Annotated in this window: 16 protein-coding genes, 2 tRNA genes and 2 rRNA genes; 12 read left to right on the top strand and 8 right to left on the bottom strand. The window is 55.0% G+C overall.

Going from position 1 to position 18,697, the window contains the following annotated elements; translation table 11 throughout:
* The 4 genes from UTO39_RS19840 to dkgB all read left to right on the top strand — a co-directional run.
* Window positions 1-77 (top strand): 23S ribosomal RNA (locus UTO39_RS19840); the annotation flags it as partial.
* 68 nt (window positions 78-145) lie between these two features.
* Window positions 146-261 (top strand): 5S ribosomal RNA (gene rrf / locus UTO39_RS19835).
* Window positions 262-318: 57 nt separating this feature from the next.
* Window positions 319-395, top strand: a tRNA-Asp gene (locus UTO39_RS19830).
* A 159-nt stretch (window positions 396-554) separates the two neighbouring features.
* Window positions 555-1,358 carry a 2,5-didehydrogluconate reductase DkgB gene (gene dkgB, locus UTO39_RS19825; protein WP_320727893.1) on the top strand — a complete coding sequence of 268 codons (804 nt, stop codon included), beginning with the start codon at window positions 555-557 and terminating at the stop codon, window positions 1,356-1,358.
* A gap of 29 nt (window positions 1,359-1,387) precedes the next feature.
* On the opposite strand, the gene yafC is transcribed toward dkgB, so the two are convergent.
* Window positions 1,388-2,293 carry a DNA-binding transcriptional regulator YafC gene (gene yafC / locus UTO39_RS19820; RefSeq protein WP_320727892.1) on the bottom strand — a complete coding sequence of 302 codons (906 nt, stop codon included), beginning with the start codon at window positions 2,291-2,293 and terminating at the stop codon, window positions 1,388-1,390.
* Between the two features lie 104 nt (window positions 2,294-2,397).
* Between yafC and UTO39_RS19815 the strand changes: the two genes are divergently transcribed.
* From UTO39_RS19815 to UTO39_RS19805, 3 genes are all read left to right on the top strand, one after another.
* Window positions 2,398-3,573: an MFS transporter gene (locus UTO39_RS19815; protein ID WP_320727891.1), complete on the top strand. Its 1,176-nt coding sequence runs from the start codon at window positions 2,398-2,400 to the stop codon at window positions 3,571-3,573.
* Between the two features lie 136 nt (window positions 3,574-3,709).
* Window positions 3,710-4,510, top strand: a complete 801-nt coding sequence (locus UTO39_RS19810; protein WP_061099701.1) for an endonuclease/exonuclease/phosphatase family protein — start codon at window positions 3,710-3,712, stop codon at window positions 4,508-4,510.
* A gap of 76 nt (window positions 4,511-4,586) precedes the next feature.
* On the top strand, window positions 4,587-5,360 hold the full coding sequence (locus UTO39_RS19805) for a methyltransferase domain-containing protein (RefSeq protein WP_320727890.1): 774 nt from the start codon (window positions 4,587-4,589) through the stop codon (window positions 5,358-5,360).
* Between the two features lie 52 nt (window positions 5,361-5,412).
* Here UTO39_RS19805 and mltD read toward each other — a convergent pair whose 3' ends face one another.
* Together mltD and gloB are read right to left on the bottom strand one after the other, a co-directional pair.
* On the bottom strand, window positions 5,413-6,777 hold the full coding sequence (gene mltD, locus UTO39_RS19800) for a murein transglycosylase D (protein WP_061099150.1): 1,365 nt from the start codon (window positions 6,775-6,777) through the stop codon (window positions 5,413-5,415).
* A gap of 68 nt (window positions 6,778-6,845) precedes the next feature.
* Entirely contained in the window at window positions 6,846-7,604 is a 759-nt protein-coding gene (gene gloB, locus UTO39_RS19795) for a hydroxyacylglutathione hydrolase (protein ID WP_320727889.1), read from the bottom strand.
* A gap of 32 nt (window positions 7,605-7,636) precedes the next feature.
* On the opposite strand from gloB, the gene UTO39_RS19790 reads away from it, so the two are divergent.
* Complete coding sequence (locus UTO39_RS19790) at window positions 7,637-8,353, top strand: class I SAM-dependent methyltransferase (RefSeq protein WP_320727888.1); 717 nt, start codon at window positions 7,637-7,639, stop codon at window positions 8,351-8,353.
* On the opposite strand, the gene rnhA is transcribed toward UTO39_RS19790, so the two are convergent.
* Window positions 8,354-8,821, bottom strand: coding sequence for a ribonuclease HI (gene rnhA / locus UTO39_RS19785; protein WP_028015610.1), 468 nt, complete (start codon window positions 8,819-8,821; stop codon window positions 8,354-8,356). It abuts the gene before it with no gap.
* Window positions 8,822-8,885: 64 nt separating this feature from the next.
* On the opposite strand from rnhA, the gene dnaQ reads away from it, so the two are divergent.
* Both dnaQ and UTO39_RS19775 read left to right on the top strand, forming a co-directional pair.
* A complete protein-coding gene (gene dnaQ, locus UTO39_RS19780) occupies window positions 8,886-9,617 on the top strand; it encodes a DNA polymerase III subunit epsilon (protein ID WP_253540799.1) in 732 nt (243 codons plus the stop codon).
* A 132-nt stretch (window positions 9,618-9,749) separates the two neighbouring features.
* A tRNA-Asp gene (locus tag UTO39_RS19775) sits at window positions 9,750-9,826 on the top strand.
* A 37-nt stretch (window positions 9,827-9,863) separates the two neighbouring features.
* Here the strand turns inward: UTO39_RS19775 and UTO39_RS19770 are convergent.
* Entirely contained in the window at window positions 9,864-10,796 is a 933-nt protein-coding gene (locus tag UTO39_RS19770; protein WP_320727887.1) for a DMT family transporter, read from the bottom strand.
* A 101-nt stretch (window positions 10,797-10,897) separates the two neighbouring features.
* Here UTO39_RS19770 and UTO39_RS19765 point away from each other — a divergent pair, with 101 nt between their 5' ends.
* Entirely contained in the window at window positions 10,898-11,812 is a 915-nt protein-coding gene (locus UTO39_RS19765) for a LysR family transcriptional regulator (protein ID WP_320727886.1), read from the top strand.
* 144 nt (window positions 11,813-11,956) lie between these two features.
* Window positions 11,957-13,903, top strand: coding sequence for a TonB-dependent copper receptor (locus UTO39_RS19760; protein WP_320727885.1), 1,947 nt, complete (start codon window positions 11,957-11,959; stop codon window positions 13,901-13,903).
* A 78-nt stretch (window positions 13,904-13,981) separates the two neighbouring features.
* On the opposite strand, the gene UTO39_RS19755 is transcribed toward UTO39_RS19760, so the two are convergent.
* The 3 genes from UTO39_RS19755 to UTO39_RS19745 all read right to left on the bottom strand — a co-directional run bounded on the left by UTO39_RS19755 (window position 13,982) and on the right by UTO39_RS19745 (window position 18,684).
* Window positions 13,982-14,668, bottom strand: coding sequence for a response regulator transcription factor (locus tag UTO39_RS19755; protein WP_041911170.1), 687 nt, complete (start codon window positions 14,666-14,668; stop codon window positions 13,982-13,984).
* A gap of 84 nt (window positions 14,669-14,752) precedes the next feature.
* On the bottom strand, window positions 14,753-18,085 hold the full coding sequence (locus tag UTO39_RS19750) for an ATP-binding protein (RefSeq protein WP_320727884.1): 3,333 nt from the start codon (window positions 18,083-18,085) through the stop codon (window positions 14,753-14,755).
* Between the two features lie 2 nt (window positions 18,086-18,087).
* Window positions 18,088-18,684 (bottom strand): response regulator transcription factor, encoded by a 597-nt coding sequence (locus tag UTO39_RS19745; RefSeq protein WP_320727883.1) that lies wholly within the window; start codon window positions 18,682-18,684, stop codon window positions 18,088-18,090.
* Window positions 18,685-18,697 lie beyond the last annotated feature (13 nt).

Genomic DNA, 18,697 nt, shown 5'->3' with positions numbered 1-18,697 from the left:
GACGTTGATAGGTCGGGTGTGTAAGCGCAGCGATGCGTTGAGCTAACCGATACTAATGAACCGTGAGGCTTAACCTTACAACGCCGAAGGTGTTTTGGCGGTGAGAGACACGATTTTCAGCCTGATACAGATTAAACAGAATTTGCCTGGCGGCTTTAGCGCGGTGGTCCCACCTGACCCCATGCCGAACTCAGAAGTGAAACGCCGTAGCGCCGATGGTAGTGTGGGGTCTCCCCATGTGAGAGTAGGGAACTGCCAGGCATCAAATTAAGTAGTAAGCCGGTGTATTAATCCGGTGGTTACAAAGCAGTCTTCGGTGGAGCGGTAGTTCAGTCGGTTAGAATACCTGCCTGTCACGCAGGGGGTCGCGGGTTCGAGTCCCGTCCGTTCCGCCACTTATTAAAAGCCCTGAGTTAACGCTCAGGGCTTTTTTCTTATCTGCCGTGTAATTATTGCGAAATTAGCAAAAATCCTCTGCGTTTTGCGATCTTTTTCTCTATAACAGCGCAAGCGATAATCCTCCTCAGTTTACGAACATAACGATTGAGGAATATATGACTCTCCCTGCATTTGGTCTGGGCACTTTCCGCCTGAAAGACGACGTAGTTATCGCATCAGTTAAAACCGCTCTTGAACTTGGCTATCGCGCAATTGATACGGCACAGATCTATGAAAACGAAGCTGCCGTTGGACAGGCTCTCGAAGAGAGCGGTGTACCGCGTAATGAGCTGTTCATCACCACCAAAATCTGGATCGAAAATCTCAGCAAAGGCAAGCTGATCCCAAGCCTGAAAGAGAGCCTGAAGAAACTGCGCACCGACTATGTCGATCTGACGCTGATCCACTGGCCGTCACCGAACGATGCCGTTTCTGTGGAAGAGTTCATGCAGGCGCTGCTGGAAGCGAAAAAGCAGGGCCTGACCCGTGAAATTGGTATTTCCAACTTCACCATCCCGCTGATGGAAAAGGCGATTGCCGCTGTTGGCGCTGAGAATATTGCGACCAACCAGATTGAGCTGTCTCCATACCTGCAAAACCGCAAAGTCGTGGACTGGGCAAAGCAGCACGGTATCCACATTACCTCTTACATGACGCTGGCCTACGGTAAGGCTCTGAAAGATGAGGTAATTATCCGTATCGCAGAGAAACATAACGCGACTGCCGCGCAGGTTATTCTGGCATGGGCAATGGGTGAAGGCTATGCCGTGATCCCATCATCAACTAAACGTGAAAACCTGGCCAGCAACCTGTTAGCGCTCGATCTTCATCTGGATGACGATGACAAAAAAGCGATCGCAGCACTGGAGTGCAACGATCGCCTGGTCAGCCCGGAAGGTTTAGCCCCTGGCTGGGATTAAGTCTGTCCCACCCTCTGTAACCTGAACCCTCACACAGCTCCTCCGGGAGCTGTTTTTATATGCTCGCTCAGGAAGTCGATAAAGGCGCGTATGCGCGTACTCACCGCTCTGTCGCTGTAATATACCGCGCTGAAAGGCATCTCTACCGGCAGAAGTTTATCGGCCATTAGCTCTACCAGTTCACCCCGCGCTATCTCCTTATCAATCATATAGTCTGACAAGCAGGCGATCCCATTCCCTTCCAGGCAAAGCTGTTTCAGCGTTTCCCCGCTGTTAGAAGATATCCCGCAGGTAATTTCATGAAGCTGGCCATCATGACAGGCAACAGGCCAGGTGTTCAGCGACACCGGCTCCGTAAAGCCCAGGCACAGATGCTGCTTCAGTTCTTCAACTGTCTCCGGTTTACCATGTTCAGCAATATACTGTGGCGACGCGATAATTTTGCGGTAGCTGGCAAACAGCGGGCGGGCCCGCAGGCTGGAATCCGTCAGGGTTCCCGCCCGAATAGCCACATCCACTTTCCGCTCGATGAGGTTAATAAACGTCTCGGACGAGACCAGAGAGAGCGTCATCTCCGGATAGCGTTCACGGAAAGGTTTGATTAGCGGCATCAGAAAATGAAGCACAACCGGCGTGGCTGCATCAATACGCAGCAACCCGCGCGGCGTGCTGCGGGTTTCCATAATCTCCGTCTCCGCTGCGGCCATCTCCTGCAGCACCGACTGCACGCGGCGGAAATAACGTTCCCCTTCTTCCGTCAGGCTGAGCTGCCGCGTCGTTCGGTTGAGCAGACTCACCCCAAGCTTCATCTCCAGCTTTTTCACCGAACGGCTTATGGCCGAGTTAGCCTGTCCCAGCTGCTCGGCTGCGCGGCTAAAGCTGCCGCTTTCGACGACGGCGACAAAGATTGTCAGCTCTTCCGACGTTGCTTTCATTGTTGCACCACCTGCAAAATTCTATTGATATTTTGACCATTTTTGTTATTTAAGCACTGACGCATACTGCCTGTCATCTTAATCCTGATGATACGGAGTATTTTATGCCACTGGCGCTACTTGCCCTGACGATCAGTGCCTTTGCAATTGGCACGACCGAATTTGTTATCGTGGGACTGGTTCCCACCATCGCTAACCAGCTTGCCATCTCGCTGCCCTCAGCCGGGTTGCTGGTGTCCATCTACGCCCTGGGGGTTGCCGTCGGCGCGCCGGTGCTGACGGCCCTGACCGGACGTTTTCCGCGCAAGCAGCTGTTAGTCGCGCTGATGGTGCTGTTTACCGCCGGCAACGTTCTGGCCTGGCAGGCGCCGGACTACACCACGCTGGTGATTGCACGTCTGCTGACCGGCCTGGCACACGGCGTGTTCTTCTCGATTGGTTCCACCATTGCAACCAGCCTGGTCCCCAAAGAAAAAGCGGCTTCGGCGATCGCGATCATGTTCGGTGGGTTGACCGTCGCGCTGGTCACGGGCGTACCGTTGGGAACGTTTATCGGACAGCATTTCGGCTGGCGTGAAACGTTCCTGGCCGTCTCCTTACTGGGCGTTATCGCTCTCGTGACCAGCCTGCTGCTGGTACCGTCGAATATCCCGGGACGGGCAAGCGCCAGCCTGCGCGATCAGCTGAAAGTGCTTACCCATCCGCGTTTGCTGATCATCTATGCGGTTACGGCTCTGGGCTATGGCGGCGTATTCACCGCCTTCACCTTCCTGGCGCCGATGATGCAGGACCTGGCGGGCTTCTCCCCGAATGCCGTGAGCTGGATTTTGCTGGGATACGGTATTTCTGTGGCCATCGGCAATATATGGGGCGGCAAGCTCGCGGATAAGCATGGTGCGGTACCGGCGCTTAAATTTATCTTCGCCGCCCTGGTCGTTCTGCTGATGATTTTCCAGTTCACGGCTTCAATGCAATACGCCGCGCTGATCACGGTACTGGTGATGGGGATCTTCGCCTTCGGTAATGTGCCCGGGCTACAGGTTTACGTTGTCCAGAAAGCCGAGCTCTATACGCCAAATGCGGTGGATGTGGCATCCGGTTTGAATATTGCCGCTTTTAATATTGGTATTGCGCTGGGCTCCATTATTGGCGGACAAACCGTCGAACACTTCGGATTAACCCAGACCCCATGGATTGGTGCGGTGATTGTCCTGGTCGCCTTCCTGCTGATTGGCCTGAGTGGACGCCTCGATAAGCCATCCCGCGTAGCGCTGGGATAACATCAGTAAGTGCTTGCTTACAAAACTGGAAAGCGGTTTCTCAGAAATTGCGTTGAAAGTGTGACCTAAAGTCCCTATAACATTAGAACCAGTCCGTTTTCAGGGCTGGTTCATGTTACAGGGGCTGTTTCCAAAAGTGCGAAAAAATACCTATGCCATGCGTTATGTTGCCGGAATGCCCGCGGAGAGGATCTTACCTCCGGGGTCGTTTGCGAGCATAAGCCAGGCATTACCCGCCGGCACACCGTTAAGTAGCGATGATAAAATCCGGGTTCTGGTCTGGAATATCTTCAAGCAGCAGCGTGCGGAGTGGTTATCGGTACTCAAAAATTTTGGAAAAGATGCCCACCTGGTTTTGCTCCAGGAGGCACAAACTACCCCTGAACTGGTTCGGTTTGCCACCACGAACTATCTTGCCGCCGACCAGGTGCCGGCATTTGTCCTGCCGCAGCATCCCTCTGGCGTAATGACGCTTTCTGCTGCACATCCGGTCTACTGTTGCCCGCTCCGCGAGCGCGAACCTATCCTGCGTCTGGCGAAATCCGCGCTGGTGACGGTCTATCCGCTGCCGGATACCCGAATGCTGATGGTCGTGAATATCCACGCGGTAAACTTTAGCCTCGGCGTGGATGTATATAGTAAGCAGTTACTTCCCATTGGCGATCAGATTGCGCATCACAGCGGGCCGATCATCATGGCCGGCGATTTTAATGCCTGGAGCCGTCCGCGCATGAATGCGCTGTATCGCTTTGCGCGCGAAATGTCCCTGCGTGAAGTTCGCTTCAGTGATGACCAGCGTAAAAAAGCTTTTGGTCGTCCTCTCGACTTTGTCTTCTATCGCGGTTTGAACGTGCACGACGCCTCCGTTCTGGTGACGCGCGCTTCGGATCACAACCCTCTACTAGTTGAATTCAGTCCCGGCAAGCCTGATAAATAATGGTGTGTCAGGTCTGCCGTGGGGCAGGCCTGCGCGGGTGCTGCCCTTTTATTTTTAACCAACAAAGGACAGTACGATGACAACAACACACTCCCATCATGACAACGTAGAAAAACAGTTTGGTTCTCAGGCAAGTGCTTATCTGAGCAGCGCCGTGCATGCCTCAGGTCGCGATCTGGTGCGTCTCGGTGAACGTCTGGCGGCATTCCCGCAGGCGCACGTGCTGGACCTGGGCTGTGGGGCAGGGCACGCCAGCTTTACGGCTGCGCAGAAGGTAGCCCACGTTACCGCATATGATTTATCGAGCCAGATGCTGGACGTCGTTGCTGAGGCGGCGAAAGCGAAAGGGCTGAACAATATTGATACGCGGCAGGGCTATGCGGAGTCTTTACCGTTTGATGACGCGTCGTTTGATGTGGCGATCAGCCGTTATTCCGCACACCACTGGCATGACGTTGGCCAGGCATTGCGCGAAGTCAGACGAGTTCTGAAGCCGGGTGGCACCTTCATCATTATGGATGTGATGTCTCCCGGACATCCGGTGCGTAATATCTGGCTGCAGACGGTCGAAGCGCTGCGCGACACCTCGCACGTGCAAAACTACGCCAGCGGGGAGTGGTTATCGTTTATCACTGAAGCCGGGCTGATTGCGCGCTCGTTAATAACGGACCGTTTACCGCTGGAGTTCAGCTCCTGGATCGCCCGTATGCGTACCCCGGAGGCGTTAAGCCAGGCAATCAGGCTTTACCAGGAGAGCGCGTCCGCAGAGGTGAAGGCGTACTTTGAACTGCAGGCGGATGGCTCATTTACCAGCGACACCATCATGGCTGAAGCGCAAAAAGCGGGATAAACAAAAAAGGCACCGAGGGGAATCGGTGCCTTTTTATCTTTCGATCGTGTTATCAGGAGTCTGGCGTGGCGCTGTTCTTCACAAACAGCGTCAGCTGGTCGCCCGGTTTCAGATTGTCAGTATCATTATTCCAGCGCATCACATCTTTGATGTTCACGCCGTGTCGTTTTGCGATACTGGACAGTGAATCGCCTTTGCGCACGCGATAGGTAATGCTATCGCTGTTGCTGGCGAGACGCTGTGCGCTGCTACCTGCACCCACGGTCAACGTCTGACCCACTTTCAGCCCAGAGCTGCGTAGATTATTCCACTGCTGCAGATCTTTCGCCGTCACGCCAAGACGTGAGGCAATGCCTGAAAGCGTATCACCTGAACGTACCTTATAGCTGCGGCTGCTAACGGATGAAGCATCGGCGATCAGCGTTGACTGAACGGCGGCAATTTCACCCGATGCTAAAGACTCACGTAACTGCTCAGCATGTTTCTGCGGAACCATTACATACTGCGGGCCGCTTGCTCCCAGCGTTGAGCCTTTAACGCCTGCATTAAAGGTTTTCAATTTACTTACCGACATACCCGTCATATCAGCAACCTGTTGGATATCAACCGGATTGCTGAGGCGAACGCGCGCCAGTGCACGACTTTCGTCTGGTGTTGGCAGTTGTACACCGTAACGCTTGCTGTTCTTGAGAATATCGCTCAAGGCCAGCATTTTCGGTACGTAAATCTTCGTTTCCTGTGGCAGTGAGAGCGACCAAAAATCGGTGGATTTACCCCGTGCTTTATTCGCTTTCATTGCCTTCAGTACACGACCTTCTCCGCTATTATACGCTGCGACCGTTAACAGCCAGTCGCCGTCAAACATCTTGTTCAGACGTTGCATCATGTCGAGAGCGGCTGTCGTTGAAGCGACAACATCGCGACGCGCATCATAGTTGCGGGTCTGTTTCAGACCATAGTTTCGCCCGGTGCTCGGAATGATCTGCCAAATGCCTGCGGCATTGGCGCCAGACGTCGCGTGTGGGTCAAAAGCGCTCTCCACTATGGGTAGGAGTACCAGCTCCATAGGCATGTTACGTTTTTTAACTTGCCCGGCTATCCAGTACATATACGGCTCTGCCCGTAACGTTACATCGTGGAGATAGCTCTTATTTCTTAAATACTTCTGTTTCTGTTCGCGAATCCGGCTGTTTTCCGGAATTCCCATCTTTAGCTCGTCGCCAATAGAGGTCCACAAGTCTTGCTCCTGCGCGAAAGATGTCCCATCGTCCAACCATCGCGCCTGACTTGTAAACTTCCCTGCTTCCCCTTGACCAGCTGCAGAAAGGCTCTGTGCGTGCTGTTGTACGTTGCTGCCGTTCTGCGACTGGCAACCTACAAGCAGGACAGAGGCGAGTAATATCGCTTTTGCCTTCATGTGTGTGTCAATAGTTGCTTAAAAGACGAGCGATGATAACGGCGAAATTTTGAAAAGGCAACCCGCATTTATCTGAAGTTATCTTTCTTTGACCTTAACCATGCAAATCGCTGTTCTGGTTGTTGCAAATTTGTTTCTTGGTTAATTTTATTAATTAAATCAATATCATCTGTTCGTAAAAATAAATTAATTCGGCGCTCATTTTTCAGAATTACGGGCAGTGTATTTTGGTTTTTTGCACGTAACTCCTTCACTTTGTGATAATAATCCTGAATCGCTCGATCCTCAGGTAAGAGGCTTGCAGCAAACTTCATATTCCCTAATGTATACTCATGGGCGCAACAAATAAGGGTGTCATCGGGTAACGCACTAATCTTTTGTAAAGACTGATACATCTGTTCAGGCGTGCCTTCAAACAGTCTTCCGCAGCCGCCGGAAAACAAGGTGTCGCCACAAAAAAGATAAGGCTTGCTGTAGAAACACAGATGTCCCAAAGTGTGACCAGGTGTAGCAAATACGGAAAACTCCCACTCGCGGATGAGGATATTTTCGCCTTCTTCAACTACTTGCGTCGTTCCCTTATTTTGTGTCTCAGCCGGTCCGTAAACCACAAGATGCGGAAAATGGGCGCGCAGATCCTGCATGCCGCCAGTGTGATCGTTATGATGATGCGTCAACAGAATGGCTTCAGGCCGCCAGCCGTTATCCTTTATGGCGCGCAGTACTGGGGCGGATTCGCCGGGATCGACAATGACGCATCGACGATCGTCATCGACCAAAACCCAGATGTAATTGTCCTCAAAAGCGGGAATACTGATAAGATTCATACATTACCTCTTATAGCGTGGCGGGTGTTTTGATGAAACCGGCAAGGATACCTCAGACTGTCGCAGCACCGGAACGTTGGGCGGAATTGCCCTGGGGTGAATACTATCGCGAAGCACTGGAGCAGCAGCTGAAGCCCTGGCTCGCAAAAATGTATGGCTTTCACCTGCTTAAGATTGGCAATCTCAGCGCGGAAATCAATACCGAAAGCTGCGCTATCTCACATCAGGTTAACGTCTCTCTCGGCGGATCGCCGGTTCAGGTGAAGGCAGACCCGTTGCATCTGCCGTTTGCAGAGAAATCCGTTGATGCGTGCCTTCTTGCACACGCGTTGCCCTGGTGCAGCGATCCTCACCGTATGCTGCGTGAAGCCGATCGCGTGCTGATTGACGACGGCTGGCTGATCCTCAGCGGATTCAATCCGCTGAGCCTGATGGGGCTGCGCAAGCTGGTGCCCGTGCTGCGCCGAACGCCACCCTATAACAGCCGAATGTTCACCATGATGCGCCAGCTCGACTGGCTTTCACTGCTGAACTTTGAAGTGCTCTGCTACGGCGGTTTTCAGGTACTGCCGTGGGCGCGGAAGGGGGGAGTGCTGTTAAGCACGCATTTGCCCGCCTTAGGCTGCATGCAGTTTATCGTTGCGCGTAAGCGAACCATCCCCCTTACGCTTAACCCGATGAAGCAGAGCAAATCGAAAACGCCTATCCGGCAGACCGTTGGCGCAACGCGGCAGTACAGAAAGCTCTGATCAGGATTCAGGCTGGTAGCCTGCATCCTCATGGGCCGGGTTTAAAGCCGCCGCGCGCGCCAGTTCGTCGCAGCGTTCGTTCTCAGGGTGACCAGCATGCCCTTTTACCCATTCCCATTTGATTTGGTGCTGACCCAATGCCGCATCCAGACGCTTCCAGAGATCGACATTTTTAACCGGCTTCTTATCCGCTGTTTTCCAGCCGCGTTTTTTCCAGTTATGGATCCACTGGGTGATGCCCTGGCGCACGTACTGGCTGTCGGTACTCAGCACCACGTCGCAGTGTTCTTTTAAGGCTTCCAGCGCCACAATGGCCGCCATCAACTCCATACGGTTGTTGGTGGTCAGGAAATAGCCTTCGCTAAAAGTTTTTTCATGCTGGCGATAGCGCATAATCGCGCCGTAGCCGCCGGGCCCCGGGTTGCCGAGACAAGATCCATCGGTGAAAATTTCTACCTGTTTACGCATCTCTGGTAGACTTCCTGTATTTGAAACGTTCAGTTAAACGATAAGTCTGACATAAATGACCGCTATGAGCACTGCAATTACTCGCCAGATTGTCCTCGATACCGAAACCACCGGTATGAACCAGATCGGCGCGCACTACGAAGGGCACAAGATCATCGAGATCGGTGCCGTTGAAGTTGTGAACCGTCGTCTCACGGGGAACAACTTCCACGTGTACCTCAAACCCGATCGGCTGGTGGATCCAGAGGCGTTCGGCGTTCACGGTATTGCCGATGAGTTCTTGCTGGATAAACCGACCTTTGGTGAGGTGGCTGACGAGTTTCTGGAATACATCAAAGGCGCCGAGCTCGTCATTCATAACGCCTCGTTCGATATCGGCTTTATGGACTATGAGTTTAGTAAGCTCCATCGCGATATTCCGAAAACAAACACCTTTTGCAAAGTGACCGATAGCCTGGCGCTGGCGAGGAAGATGTTTCCCGGCAAGCGTAACAGCCTCGATGCACTCTGTTCACGTTACGAAATAGACAACACCAAGCGAACGCTGCACGGGGCATTGCTCGATGCCCAGATCCTGGCCGACGTCTATCTGGCAATGACCGGCGGACAGACGTCGATGAAGTTCAGCATGGAAAATGAGTCACAGCAGACGCAGGGCGAAGCGGGCATTCAGCGCGTTGTCCGCCAGGCAAACCGCTTGCGGGTTGTTTTAGCCAGTGATGAAGAGCTACTTAACCATGAATCCCGTCTCGACCTGGTGCAGAAGAAGGGCGGAAGCTGCATGTGGCGCGCCTGAAAAAACGTCACAATGCCTGTAAAATCATCGGTTGGGCGAATTTTGCAGCAAACGATTCAAAACGTGAGAAAAAGCGTTGACGAGATCGGAGGCACACCGTAATATGCGCCTCGTTCCCCAAGCGGGAACAGTGGAGCGGTAGTTCAGTCGGTTAGAATACCTGCCTGTCACGCAGGGGGTCGCGGGTTCGAGTCCCGTCCGTTCCGCCACTATTCAGGCCCACGTTATTTATAACGTGGGCCTTTTTCATATCTGTACTTTTTCGTCTGCGCGTTCGATCTTCACGACTTTCCTTTGCGAGGCGCGAGAGCAGAGGGCAATGCCAAACAGAATCAGTACCGTGCTGACCAGATGATACGAATGCAACGTAACGTGCAGGAACATCACGCTGAACAGACCGCCGCTCAGCGGAATAAGGTGGGAATAAATCTCCCCGCGGGTTGCACCGATAGCCGCAATGCCTTTATTCCACAGCAGGTAAGAGAGCCAGGAAGGAAAGACCACCAGGTACATCAGGCCGCTTAAAAAGCCCGGTGCGGTATAGGCCGTCCAGTCAGGCAAGCCGGTCTTTATCAACGATATCCCCAGTACCGGTAACAACACCAGGGCACCGAAGACCGCGCTCACGGCCACAAAGGCGTTCCCACCGACGTTATTCGGCTTCATCCGCAGGAAGGCACAATAAACGGCCCAGCTGGCGGCAGAACCCATGGTCCAGATATCGCCGCGATTCAGATTTTTAAGCGTATCCAGATGCAGCAGATCGCCCTGCATGACCAGCCAGACGACGCCCAATGAACTGAGAACAACGCCGGCAATATTCTGCACCGATATTTTCTCTTTAAACACCAGCTTATTTATCAATAAAACCAGGGCTGGCGTTGTGGATAAATAAATAGCTGCATTAAGAGATGAAGTATATTGCAGGCCGATATAGAGCGTGAGTGGAAACATAACCTGTCCGCACAGCGCAAGAAATATAATCGTACCTTTCGCCTTTTTCATCATCGGCCACTGGGCGCGAATCTGCCTGATATAAAGCATAGATAAAAGAAGAGCCGTCAGTATCCAGCGTGCGGCGGATAATATAATCGGGTCTGCATGCTCCACCAGTAAATGACCGACGACATAATTACCCCCCCAAAAACAGGCCGCGAGACTGAGTAAAAAATAGGGCATAGAGGCTCCTGATAATAAACGTTTTGTCTGCCTTTAGGGTACTGCCGGTGCAGAATTAAATGCTAATATAATATTTTCATCTCACGGTATTGGCTGAAACTATGAAGTTTACTCTCAGGCAACTTGAGTTCTACATTGCGTTAGCGGAAACACTACAAATTTCCAAAGCGGCCAGCCGTTGTCATATATCGCAATCTTCCATGACGGTCTCTATGCGTAATCTGGAGGAGGCGGTGAATGCCCCTCTCTTTATCCGCCATGCAAAAGGGATCCAGTTAACGCCCGTGGGCGAGCGATTTCTCAACCATGCCCGCAAGATCCTTCACGATAGCCGCGCGGCGGTGGAGGATCTCCATCAGCAGCCTGAGGCGATTAACGGCGTCGTGCGCATCGGTATTGCCGAAACCCTTTCCGCTTATCTGCTGCCCAATCTCTGGGGCGATATCGCGCAGCGTTTTCCGCTGCTGGAGACGGCGTTTCATGAGGCGCCCGCATCACAGCTGCTTCAGGCCTTGCGTCAGGGAGATCTCGATTTTTGTCTTTTGCTGACCTCCAATATCAGCCACGATAGTACGCTTGACGTCGAAACGTGGATCCGTTCGCCGCGCCGGTTATGGACCGCCATCGGCCATCCTCTCCTCAGCCTGCCGGAGCTTCGGTTAAAAGAGGTGGAAAAGGTGCCATTCCTGTTGCTGGTGACGGACGACTATCCCGACGTGATATCCGACTACTGGCAAAGCCGGGGCTGTCATCCTGACATTCATTTTCGCACCAACTCCTTTGAGGCGATTCGAAGTCTGGTCGCGCAGGGAAAGGGGGTGACGATTTTATCCGATCTGGTCTATCGCCCGTGGGCGCTCAGCGGTCAGCGCGTGATCCGGCGCACCATTGACGACTGTATTACCTATATGGATGTGGGCATCGTCAAAAACGCCGGGCAGCCGCTCTCTCCGGCCTGTTTGCGGTTGATGGATTTTTTACGACAGCAAACGGCACGCCTGGGCGAAGCGCTCTGAACCGCGCCCCTGAGATTTCCGTTATCCGCCAGATATTTCCTGATTTCCCTGAGGGCCTTCTTGCCCGCAGGTCGTGTATTCCGCTGCAGGGGATGAAGACAATAAGCGCCTTGCTTATTTTCTTTACCGAAACGGAATTGTGTTATGTCTGGTATCACCGCGAGCGGTATTCGTTCCCTGCTCGCCTCCCGTCCACTCTTGTTGGCTCTCAGCTGTGCTACCGCTTTGCCGGCATACGCTGAAGAGTCGATGACCGTTGAGGGGCACTATCGCGATCCCGCGTCATTTATCGCTCCGGCTAATACTCCAGCACAACAATTGCCTGCCAGCGACGGTGCGGGCGCGCTAAAAAACATCCCGGGTTTTTCCGTGCTGCGCAGCGGCGGGAGTAACGGCGATCCGGTGTTGCGCGGGATGTTCGGCTCCCGGCTGACGCTGCTTGCAGACGGCGTTAGCACTCAAGGGGGCTGCGGCTCGCGCATGGATACCCCAACGGCCTATATCACGCCGCAAAGTTACGACACGATAACCGTCATTAAAGGCCCACAAAGCGTGCTCTGGGGGCCTATGGGGTCCGCCGGAACATTGCTTTTTGAACGCCAGCCGGACTACTTCAGCGTACCTGATCTAAAAGGCAGCGCTGAGCTGCTGCAGGGCGCTAACGGACGCGCGGATCAAAACCTTAATCTCGCGTTTGGCGACCCGCGCGGCTACGTCCGCCTGGACGGTAATCATTCGGAGGCGGATGACTACCGGGATGGTCACGGCAACCGCGTGCCGGGCCTGTGGCGCAGATGGAACAGCGGCGTCACGGTAGGGCTCACGCCTGATGAGGACACGCTGGCGGAGCTAAGCGTGGGGGCCAGCGACGGTAAAGCCCGCTATGCGGGTCGGATGATGGATGGTAGCCGCTTTGCCCGTAAAAGCGCGGCGTTAAAACTGGAGAAGTATCACCTGAGCGAGCACGTCAGCAAACTTAGCTGGCAGCTCTATGCCAATGATACTGACCACATCATGGATAACTACAGCCTGCGTCAGCCCGTTGGACCGAAGCGTAAGTCTGAAGTTGGCGGCGTGGTGATGGGCAGCCGTCTTGCCGGCGTGTGGGAAGATGAAACCACTACGCTTACCGCCGGCGCGGACGTAATGCGTAAAAGCCACCGTAAAAAAAGCGCCGGATCGTGGCGTGACGATGCCCGTTTTACCCAGGCGGGTTTGTTTAGTGAATGGCGCCAGTCCGTCACGGCAGACGACACGGTCATCGTGGGGGCGAGACTGGATAGCCTCCGCGCGGACGATCGGCGCAGCGCGCAAAATAGCTCCCGGCACGACCTCCTGCCCGGCGTGTTCACGCGCTATGAGCATCGCGTACCTGACGCACCCGTCATGCTTTATAGCGGCATCGGTTATACCGAACGTTTTCCTGATTACTGGGAGCTTTTTTCCGGCAAGGCCGGAGAACAAAGCTTTCGTCAGCTGAAAACAGAAAAGACCCTGCAATGGGACAGCGGCGTGCAGTTCCACGGCGACAAGGTCAGCGCCTGGGCATCGGCCTATGTCGGGCGGACTGCCGATTACATTTTGTTTGATTATAGCCGCACGCCCTCGCAGGCCAGCAACATCAATGCCGCCGTAATGGGCGCGGAGACGGGCGCAAGCTGGAGCCTGATGCCCGGCTGGGCGCTGACGGGAAGCCTGAGCTACGCCCGGGGCGAGAATCGTAGCGATAAACAGCCGCTGCCGCAGATGCCGCCGCTCGAAGGGCGGCTGGCGCTGGACTATACCGGGCAACAGTGGCGCACCGGATTACTGTGGCGTGTGGTTGCGCCGCAGCATCGCGTGGCGCAAAACAAAGGTAACGTCACCGGCCAGGATCTCGGCCCGAGCGCGGGGTTTGCCGTGCTTTCGTGGAGCGCGGGCTATACATTTAACGACCATTTTGAGTCCCGCGTGGGTATTGAGAATCTGTTCAACAAATACTACCGCGAGCACCTCAACCTGGCGGGGGCCAGCCAGTTCGGATACGCCGCAAATCAGCAAATCCCTGAACCGGGGCGCGTCTGGTGGCTGGCTATGACATACCATTTCTGACCCTGAGTGTCATTGCTGAGAGCGACCGTTGAGGCGTTCGTTTGCCTCTACCGCCTGTTTACAGGCGGTTTTTTTATTTCAGATAGCAATATCGAACATTTGCGTTTTCGCAAGCAGGCAATAGAGCTGGCAGTCGCTGTTTACCCCCAGCTTTTCCATCGCGCGCAGTTTATGGGCGCTGACGGTTTTATTACTCAAATGCAGCTGTCTGGCGATCTCTGTCAGGCTCATCCCTTTGCAGAGCATACGTAATACATCAATTTCACGGGGCGAGAGCTCCTGCTCCGTTTGCGCGCCGGTCTGGAACAGGGAATGCATCAGCTCGCGCTCAATATAGACTTCCCCATTGATTACTGACGTCAGCGTTCTGCTCAGGGTTTTCTCACAGGTGTCCCGACTAATATAGGCTTTGGCGCCTGCCTCCAGCGACATGCGGATAAGCTGCGTGTTTTTGTAGGGCGAAAGCACAATGATTTTAAGCTGCGGATATTTACGGCTGAGCCATTTAATCAGCAATACGCCGTCCATTCCGTTGAGCGGGTTAACGGTTTGGCTGGTGGCAAGAGAAAAGCCAAGGAACAGAATGTCGACAGGCTGTTGGGAGAGCAGTGAAAGCAGCTCAGATGGCGTTGCGGTATCGCCCTGAATGCAAAACTCCGGGCGGGGGGAGCCGTCGCTGAAAAGAGAGGGCATATTGGTGATCATGGATAAGACGCCACGACGGATAATGGTGTGCTCATCGGCAATAGCGATACGAACTTTCATGGTTTCTCCTTCGAAAATGCGGGCGACGGTAGGGATAACGCCGCCGGATGACCAGAAAGATACAGATCCTGTGCAGAGCATTCTTTAGTACTTGTCAGATAATTCCTTCAGTGCGGTGTCGAGTTGCTGCAGATTCGCTTCCATGCGCGCGCAGAAGCGCGATGACAGCGCAGGCAGGGCTTCAGGCGTTATTACCCCTGCCGCCAGCATCTCCGGCAACACTTCAATCGCCTGACAGGTCCGGGTGGCGTTGCGCATGGCAAAGAGGCTCCAGGAGGCCTTCAGACGATGCGCAAGCTGGCTTAACGTATGCGGTGACGGGGTGTTTTCCCGTAGCTGTCGAATATCAAGAGTAATGGCTTCGCGCATTTGCTGGCGCATCAGGGCCATGATCTCCGGTTGACCGTTGGCCAGACGCCGGAGTTCGCTGAGGTCAGGCACCTGATTGCGCAGGCTGTGATGCTGCGCCAGCGCCTGGTGCAGGGCATTGAGGGAGAGCGGTTTTCGCAATAATGCATCCATTCCGGCATGTTTTGCCCGATCGTCCTCACTCTGCAGCGCGCTGGCGGTATAACCAAGAACAGCGGCCGGCGCGGTGATACTGCCTGCAATATCGCGCAGGAGTATTAACGATGTAAGTTGATAGCCGTCCATGAGGGCCATCTGGCAGTCGGTTATCAGGATATCAACCGGCTCGTTTTCCAGGCGCGCAAGCGCTTCGCCAGCGCTGGCGCAGGGAATAACCTCCTGACCCAGCTCCTGCAGCTGAAGCGCCAGCACCGTCAGGTTAGCCGGAAAATCGTCAACAATCATAATGCGATGCGGTGGCAGCGGGGTTATAACGGAAGTCTCATTGGCCGTTGCCGCCGCGCTGGCGACGTGAAGCGGTATGCTCACCGTCACCTGCGTACCGCTCCCCGCTTCGCTGGCTATCGTCAGCACGCCTCCCATCAGTTCGACTAGCTGATAACAGATCGCCAGGCCCAGCCCGCTGCTTTGCGGCGTGCTGCTGTCAGTCTGAAACCACGGCTGGCCGAGGTGTGGAAGGGCATCGGCCGGGATACCGATGCCAGTGTCGCGAATCAACAGCTGCAAATGTTCACCGTTGAGCTGGGCGTGAAAAACAATTTCTCCCTGCGGCGTATATTTAATGGCGTTGCCCAACAGATTGGCGATGACCTGATTCAGCCGTGCTTTATCGAACATGAACCAGCCGTCGTGCGGCACGTTCAACTCGCTGCGCCAGTGGAGGCCTTTAGCGTTGGCGCTGCTGGCAAAAATCTCCGCGCTGGCGTTGAGCGTCTGCCACAGGGGCCAGGCCTGTGGCTCCAGCCTTAGCTCGCCTGCTTCAATGCGCGACAAATCCAGTACGCCGCCAATCACGTCGCGCAATGACCCGGCTGCCTGCCAGGCGATGTTGAGGGATTCGCTTTTGTCGCGCTCCATCTCCAGCAGGCCCAGCATGGCGTTGAGCGGGGTACGAATGTCATGGCTCATGCGGGCGAGGAAGTTCGATTTTTCCGTGCTAGCCTGCTCCGCCTGCGCCAGCGCCTGATTGAGCGCAGCGGTCAGCGCGGCTTTTTCAGTGATATCGATCCATCCCCCGACCACGCCCTGAGGCCGCCCCCGCGTATCAGTATAGCGGCAAAGCCACCAGTAAAGGGTGGAAGTGTTCTGAGTGGTTTCACCCGTTAACGGCGACGCGGCATGGAGCAGCGAGAGGCGATGCGGCAACGTAAATTGTTGGGCAAGCTCGCCCAGAGGCAGGCTGGAAAAGGGAGTGCCCTCTTCCGGCAGTGCCGTGAGCAACGGTGAGTGAATAAAGGAGTCGTTATAGCGCGTCAGCCGCCCGGCCGGATCGCAGACAAACAGCGGCACCGGGACATTGTTCATCAGGGTTTGCCAGAGGGAGAGCGCGTTGTGCAATTCTGCCGTGTCCCGCTCGCGCTGGCGCCGCTGGCTCTGCGCGGCGCTAAAGGTCAGCAGGGCGACTAATGCCGCGCAAATCGCCACCACGGCGAGCATGACCAGCCATAGCGATTGCACCGGGGCGGTGGTTGTCGTCTGTGCGGGCTGCGGCAGGTTAAGGCTCGCGTAGATATCAGCCTGCGTGACGGACGCCATGACCGCATTCACCCTTTTGGCATCCGCCGGGTCAGAAATATTTGGTACAAACCATAGCGGCACTTCCGGCAGCGCCAGCGGCGTCAGCGACAGATTGCTGGCGTTGTGCTGGCGCAGCAGGTGATGGAGTATAAACGCATCGCCCGCAAGCCCGTCCGCGCCTCCGGCTTTAAGCAACTCAAAGCCTTGTTCGAGAGAGTTAACCAGCACCAGGTTATCCGCAGGTAATACCTGGCGCAGTAACGTGACGAGCGGTGAGATGCGCATGACGGCAATCCGCTTATGCTGTAATGCGGACAAGGAGCCGGAAAGCGGGTTGCTGTCCTCAGTGAGCAGGGCCCAGCTCAGCGAGTCAAACGTGATGGCACTCTTTGACGGTGGCGTCGCGCTGGCGACTATGCGCAACGTGTTCTCCGCATACTGAAGCGGAGGCGCATCAAGGTTGAAGGTCAGGCTATACAGGTTGGACGGAAACAGATCGAGCAGCAGATCGCGCCATACGCCCTGAATCTGCCCGTCAGCCGTGAGCGTGACCATTGGCGGCGAAATGGCGGGAAGCAAAACGTGCAGCGCGATTTTGGGCGCATTTTCCTTCACGGGGGAATGGCGGGCGTCAAAGACGCTGCCGTCCGGCAAAAGCCACTTTTGTTCCAGCCATTCAGCGTCTTCCGGGTTAAGGGTGTGAATACGCTCGTTGAATATTTCCAGCGTGTTTGCCTGCTCGGGCAGAGCCCAGGCGCGAAAATGTAGCGGGGGAGCATCATCCAGCGGCGTCAGGGCCAGCGTGGTGGCGGGGGAGTGGGTCAGCCAGTTACGTAAAACAAACTCCGGAGCGATGAATTCCCGCGCTTTCCCTGCTGCCAGCTGCCTGACGTTTTCCCCCGGCGAGGCTGAACCTGTCGCAGAGCAGCGGGTCGCGACCTCTGATGGTAATTCAGGAAAGCACAGCGTACCGCCGCGTCCCTCTTTTATGCTCAGGGACGCCAGCGGGAAAGCGAGCATTGGCTCGCTGGCCACCAGATCGGCAGCAGGACGCCGGGCGGCAATTAACACATCGATGCGCTTTCGCTTTAACGCATCCAGCGCCGTTGCCGGGTCGCTAAAACGCTGGACGTCCGGCAGCGTCGTATTGCTAAACAATATGCTGAGCTCATCATCCAGAATCCCCGGCGGCCGGTCGATAGCGAGAAAAGGCGGCGCGGCGCTCAGCAGGCCCACGCGCAGCACGCTGGCCGCCGCGTGCCCGCTTATCAGCGTGAGGATAAATAATATCGCCAGCCAGCCTCTGCGCATGCTCAGCTAACCAATCCCAGACTTTGCGCGCACTGGAGAAGCTCGAAATCATTTTTGGCGTTGAGTTTGCTCATGGCACTCTTTTTTTGCGTACTGATGGTCTGCTTCGTCCGGTTAAGCTGGGCGCTGATCTCGTTCACGGTAAACCCGCGCACCAGCAGGCGCAGCACTTCTGTTTCCCGTTCGGTCAACTGTGCCTGAGGCTTCACCGGCTCGATTTGCCCCCGCAGGGTGCTGCGCAGCGTCTGCAGCAGATTGTTGGACAAACTGGCCTTGTTGAGAACGGCATGCACCCCGCTGCGACGCAGCGAGTCCAAAAGCTCAGGATTGGTGATCATGGTGACCACCACAATCATGCTCTGTGGATAATGGCGAATCAGCGAGCGGATCATGGTTAATCCGTCCGGGCTGCGCGTGCCGGGCATACTCAGATCGGTGATGATGATATCGACAGGCTCGCTCGCCAGTTTATTCATGAGTTCATCAGCACTGAGCGCTTCGTGAACGACCCGATAAAGGTCCGGGCGCGTCTGCAGCAATGTGCGCAAGCCTAATAAATAGACGGGGTGGTCGTCGGCAATCAGAACTGTTTTTAGCATGACATCCGATCCG

The sequence above is a fragment of the Enterobacter sp. 118C5 genome (assembly GCF_034107645.1).
Taxonomy (GTDB): domain Bacteria; phylum Pseudomonadota; class Gammaproteobacteria; order Enterobacterales; family Enterobacteriaceae; genus Enterobacter; species Enterobacter nematophilus.
This window is presented reverse-complemented; position numbering and strand designations above follow the sequence as displayed.

What these genes read in the sequence shown, in the direction of transcription:
- dkgB (WP_320727893.1), top strand. Translation starts at nt 555, where the DNA reads ATGACTCTCCCTGCATTTGGTCTGGGCACTTTCCGCCTGAAAGACGAC.
- yafC (WP_320727892.1), bottom strand. Translation starts at nt 2,293, where the DNA reads ATGAAAGCAACGTCGGAAGAGCTGACAATCTTTGTCGCCGTCGTCGAA.
- UTO39_RS19815 (WP_320727891.1), top strand. Translation starts at nt 2,398, where the DNA reads ATGCCACTGGCGCTACTTGCCCTGACGATCAGTGCCTTTGCAATTGGC.
- UTO39_RS19805 (WP_320727890.1), top strand. Translation starts at nt 4,587, where the DNA reads ATGACAACAACACACTCCCATCATGACAACGTAGAAAAACAGTTTGGT.
- mltD (WP_061099150.1), bottom strand. Translation starts at nt 6,777, where the DNA reads ATGAAGGCAAAAGCGATATTACTCGCCTCTGTCCTGCTTGTAGGTTGC.
- gloB (WP_320727889.1), bottom strand. Translation starts at nt 7,604, where the DNA reads ATGAATCTTATCAGTATTCCCGCTTTTGAGGACAATTACATCTGGGTT.
- UTO39_RS19790 (WP_320727888.1), top strand. Translation starts at nt 7,637, where the DNA reads ATGAAACCGGCAAGGATACCTCAGACTGTCGCAGCACCGGAACGTTGG.
- rnhA (WP_028015610.1), bottom strand. Translation starts at nt 8,821, where the DNA reads ATGCGTAAACAGGTAGAAATTTTCACCGATGGATCTTGTCTCGGCAAC.
- dnaQ (WP_253540799.1), top strand. Translation starts at nt 8,886, where the DNA reads ATGAGCACTGCAATTACTCGCCAGATTGTCCTCGATACCGAAACCACC.
- UTO39_RS19770 (WP_320727887.1), bottom strand. Translation starts at nt 10,796, where the DNA reads ATGCCCTATTTTTTACTCAGTCTCGCGGCCTGTTTTTGGGGGGGTAAT.
- UTO39_RS19765 (WP_320727886.1), top strand. Translation starts at nt 10,898, where the DNA reads ATGAAGTTTACTCTCAGGCAACTTGAGTTCTACATTGCGTTAGCGGAA.
- UTO39_RS19760 (WP_320727885.1), top strand. Translation starts at nt 11,957, where the DNA reads ATGTCTGGTATCACCGCGAGCGGTATTCGTTCCCTGCTCGCCTCCCGT.
- UTO39_RS19755 (WP_041911170.1), bottom strand. Translation starts at nt 14,668, where the DNA reads ATGAAAGTTCGTATCGCTATTGCCGATGAGCACACCATTATCCGTCGT.
- UTO39_RS19750 (WP_320727884.1), bottom strand. Translation starts at nt 18,085, where the DNA reads ATGCGCAGAGGCTGGCTGGCGATATTATTTATCCTCACGCTGATAAGC.
- UTO39_RS19745 (WP_320727883.1), bottom strand. Translation starts at nt 18,684, where the DNA reads ATGCTAAAAACAGTTCTGATTGCCGACGACCACCCCGTCTATTTATTA.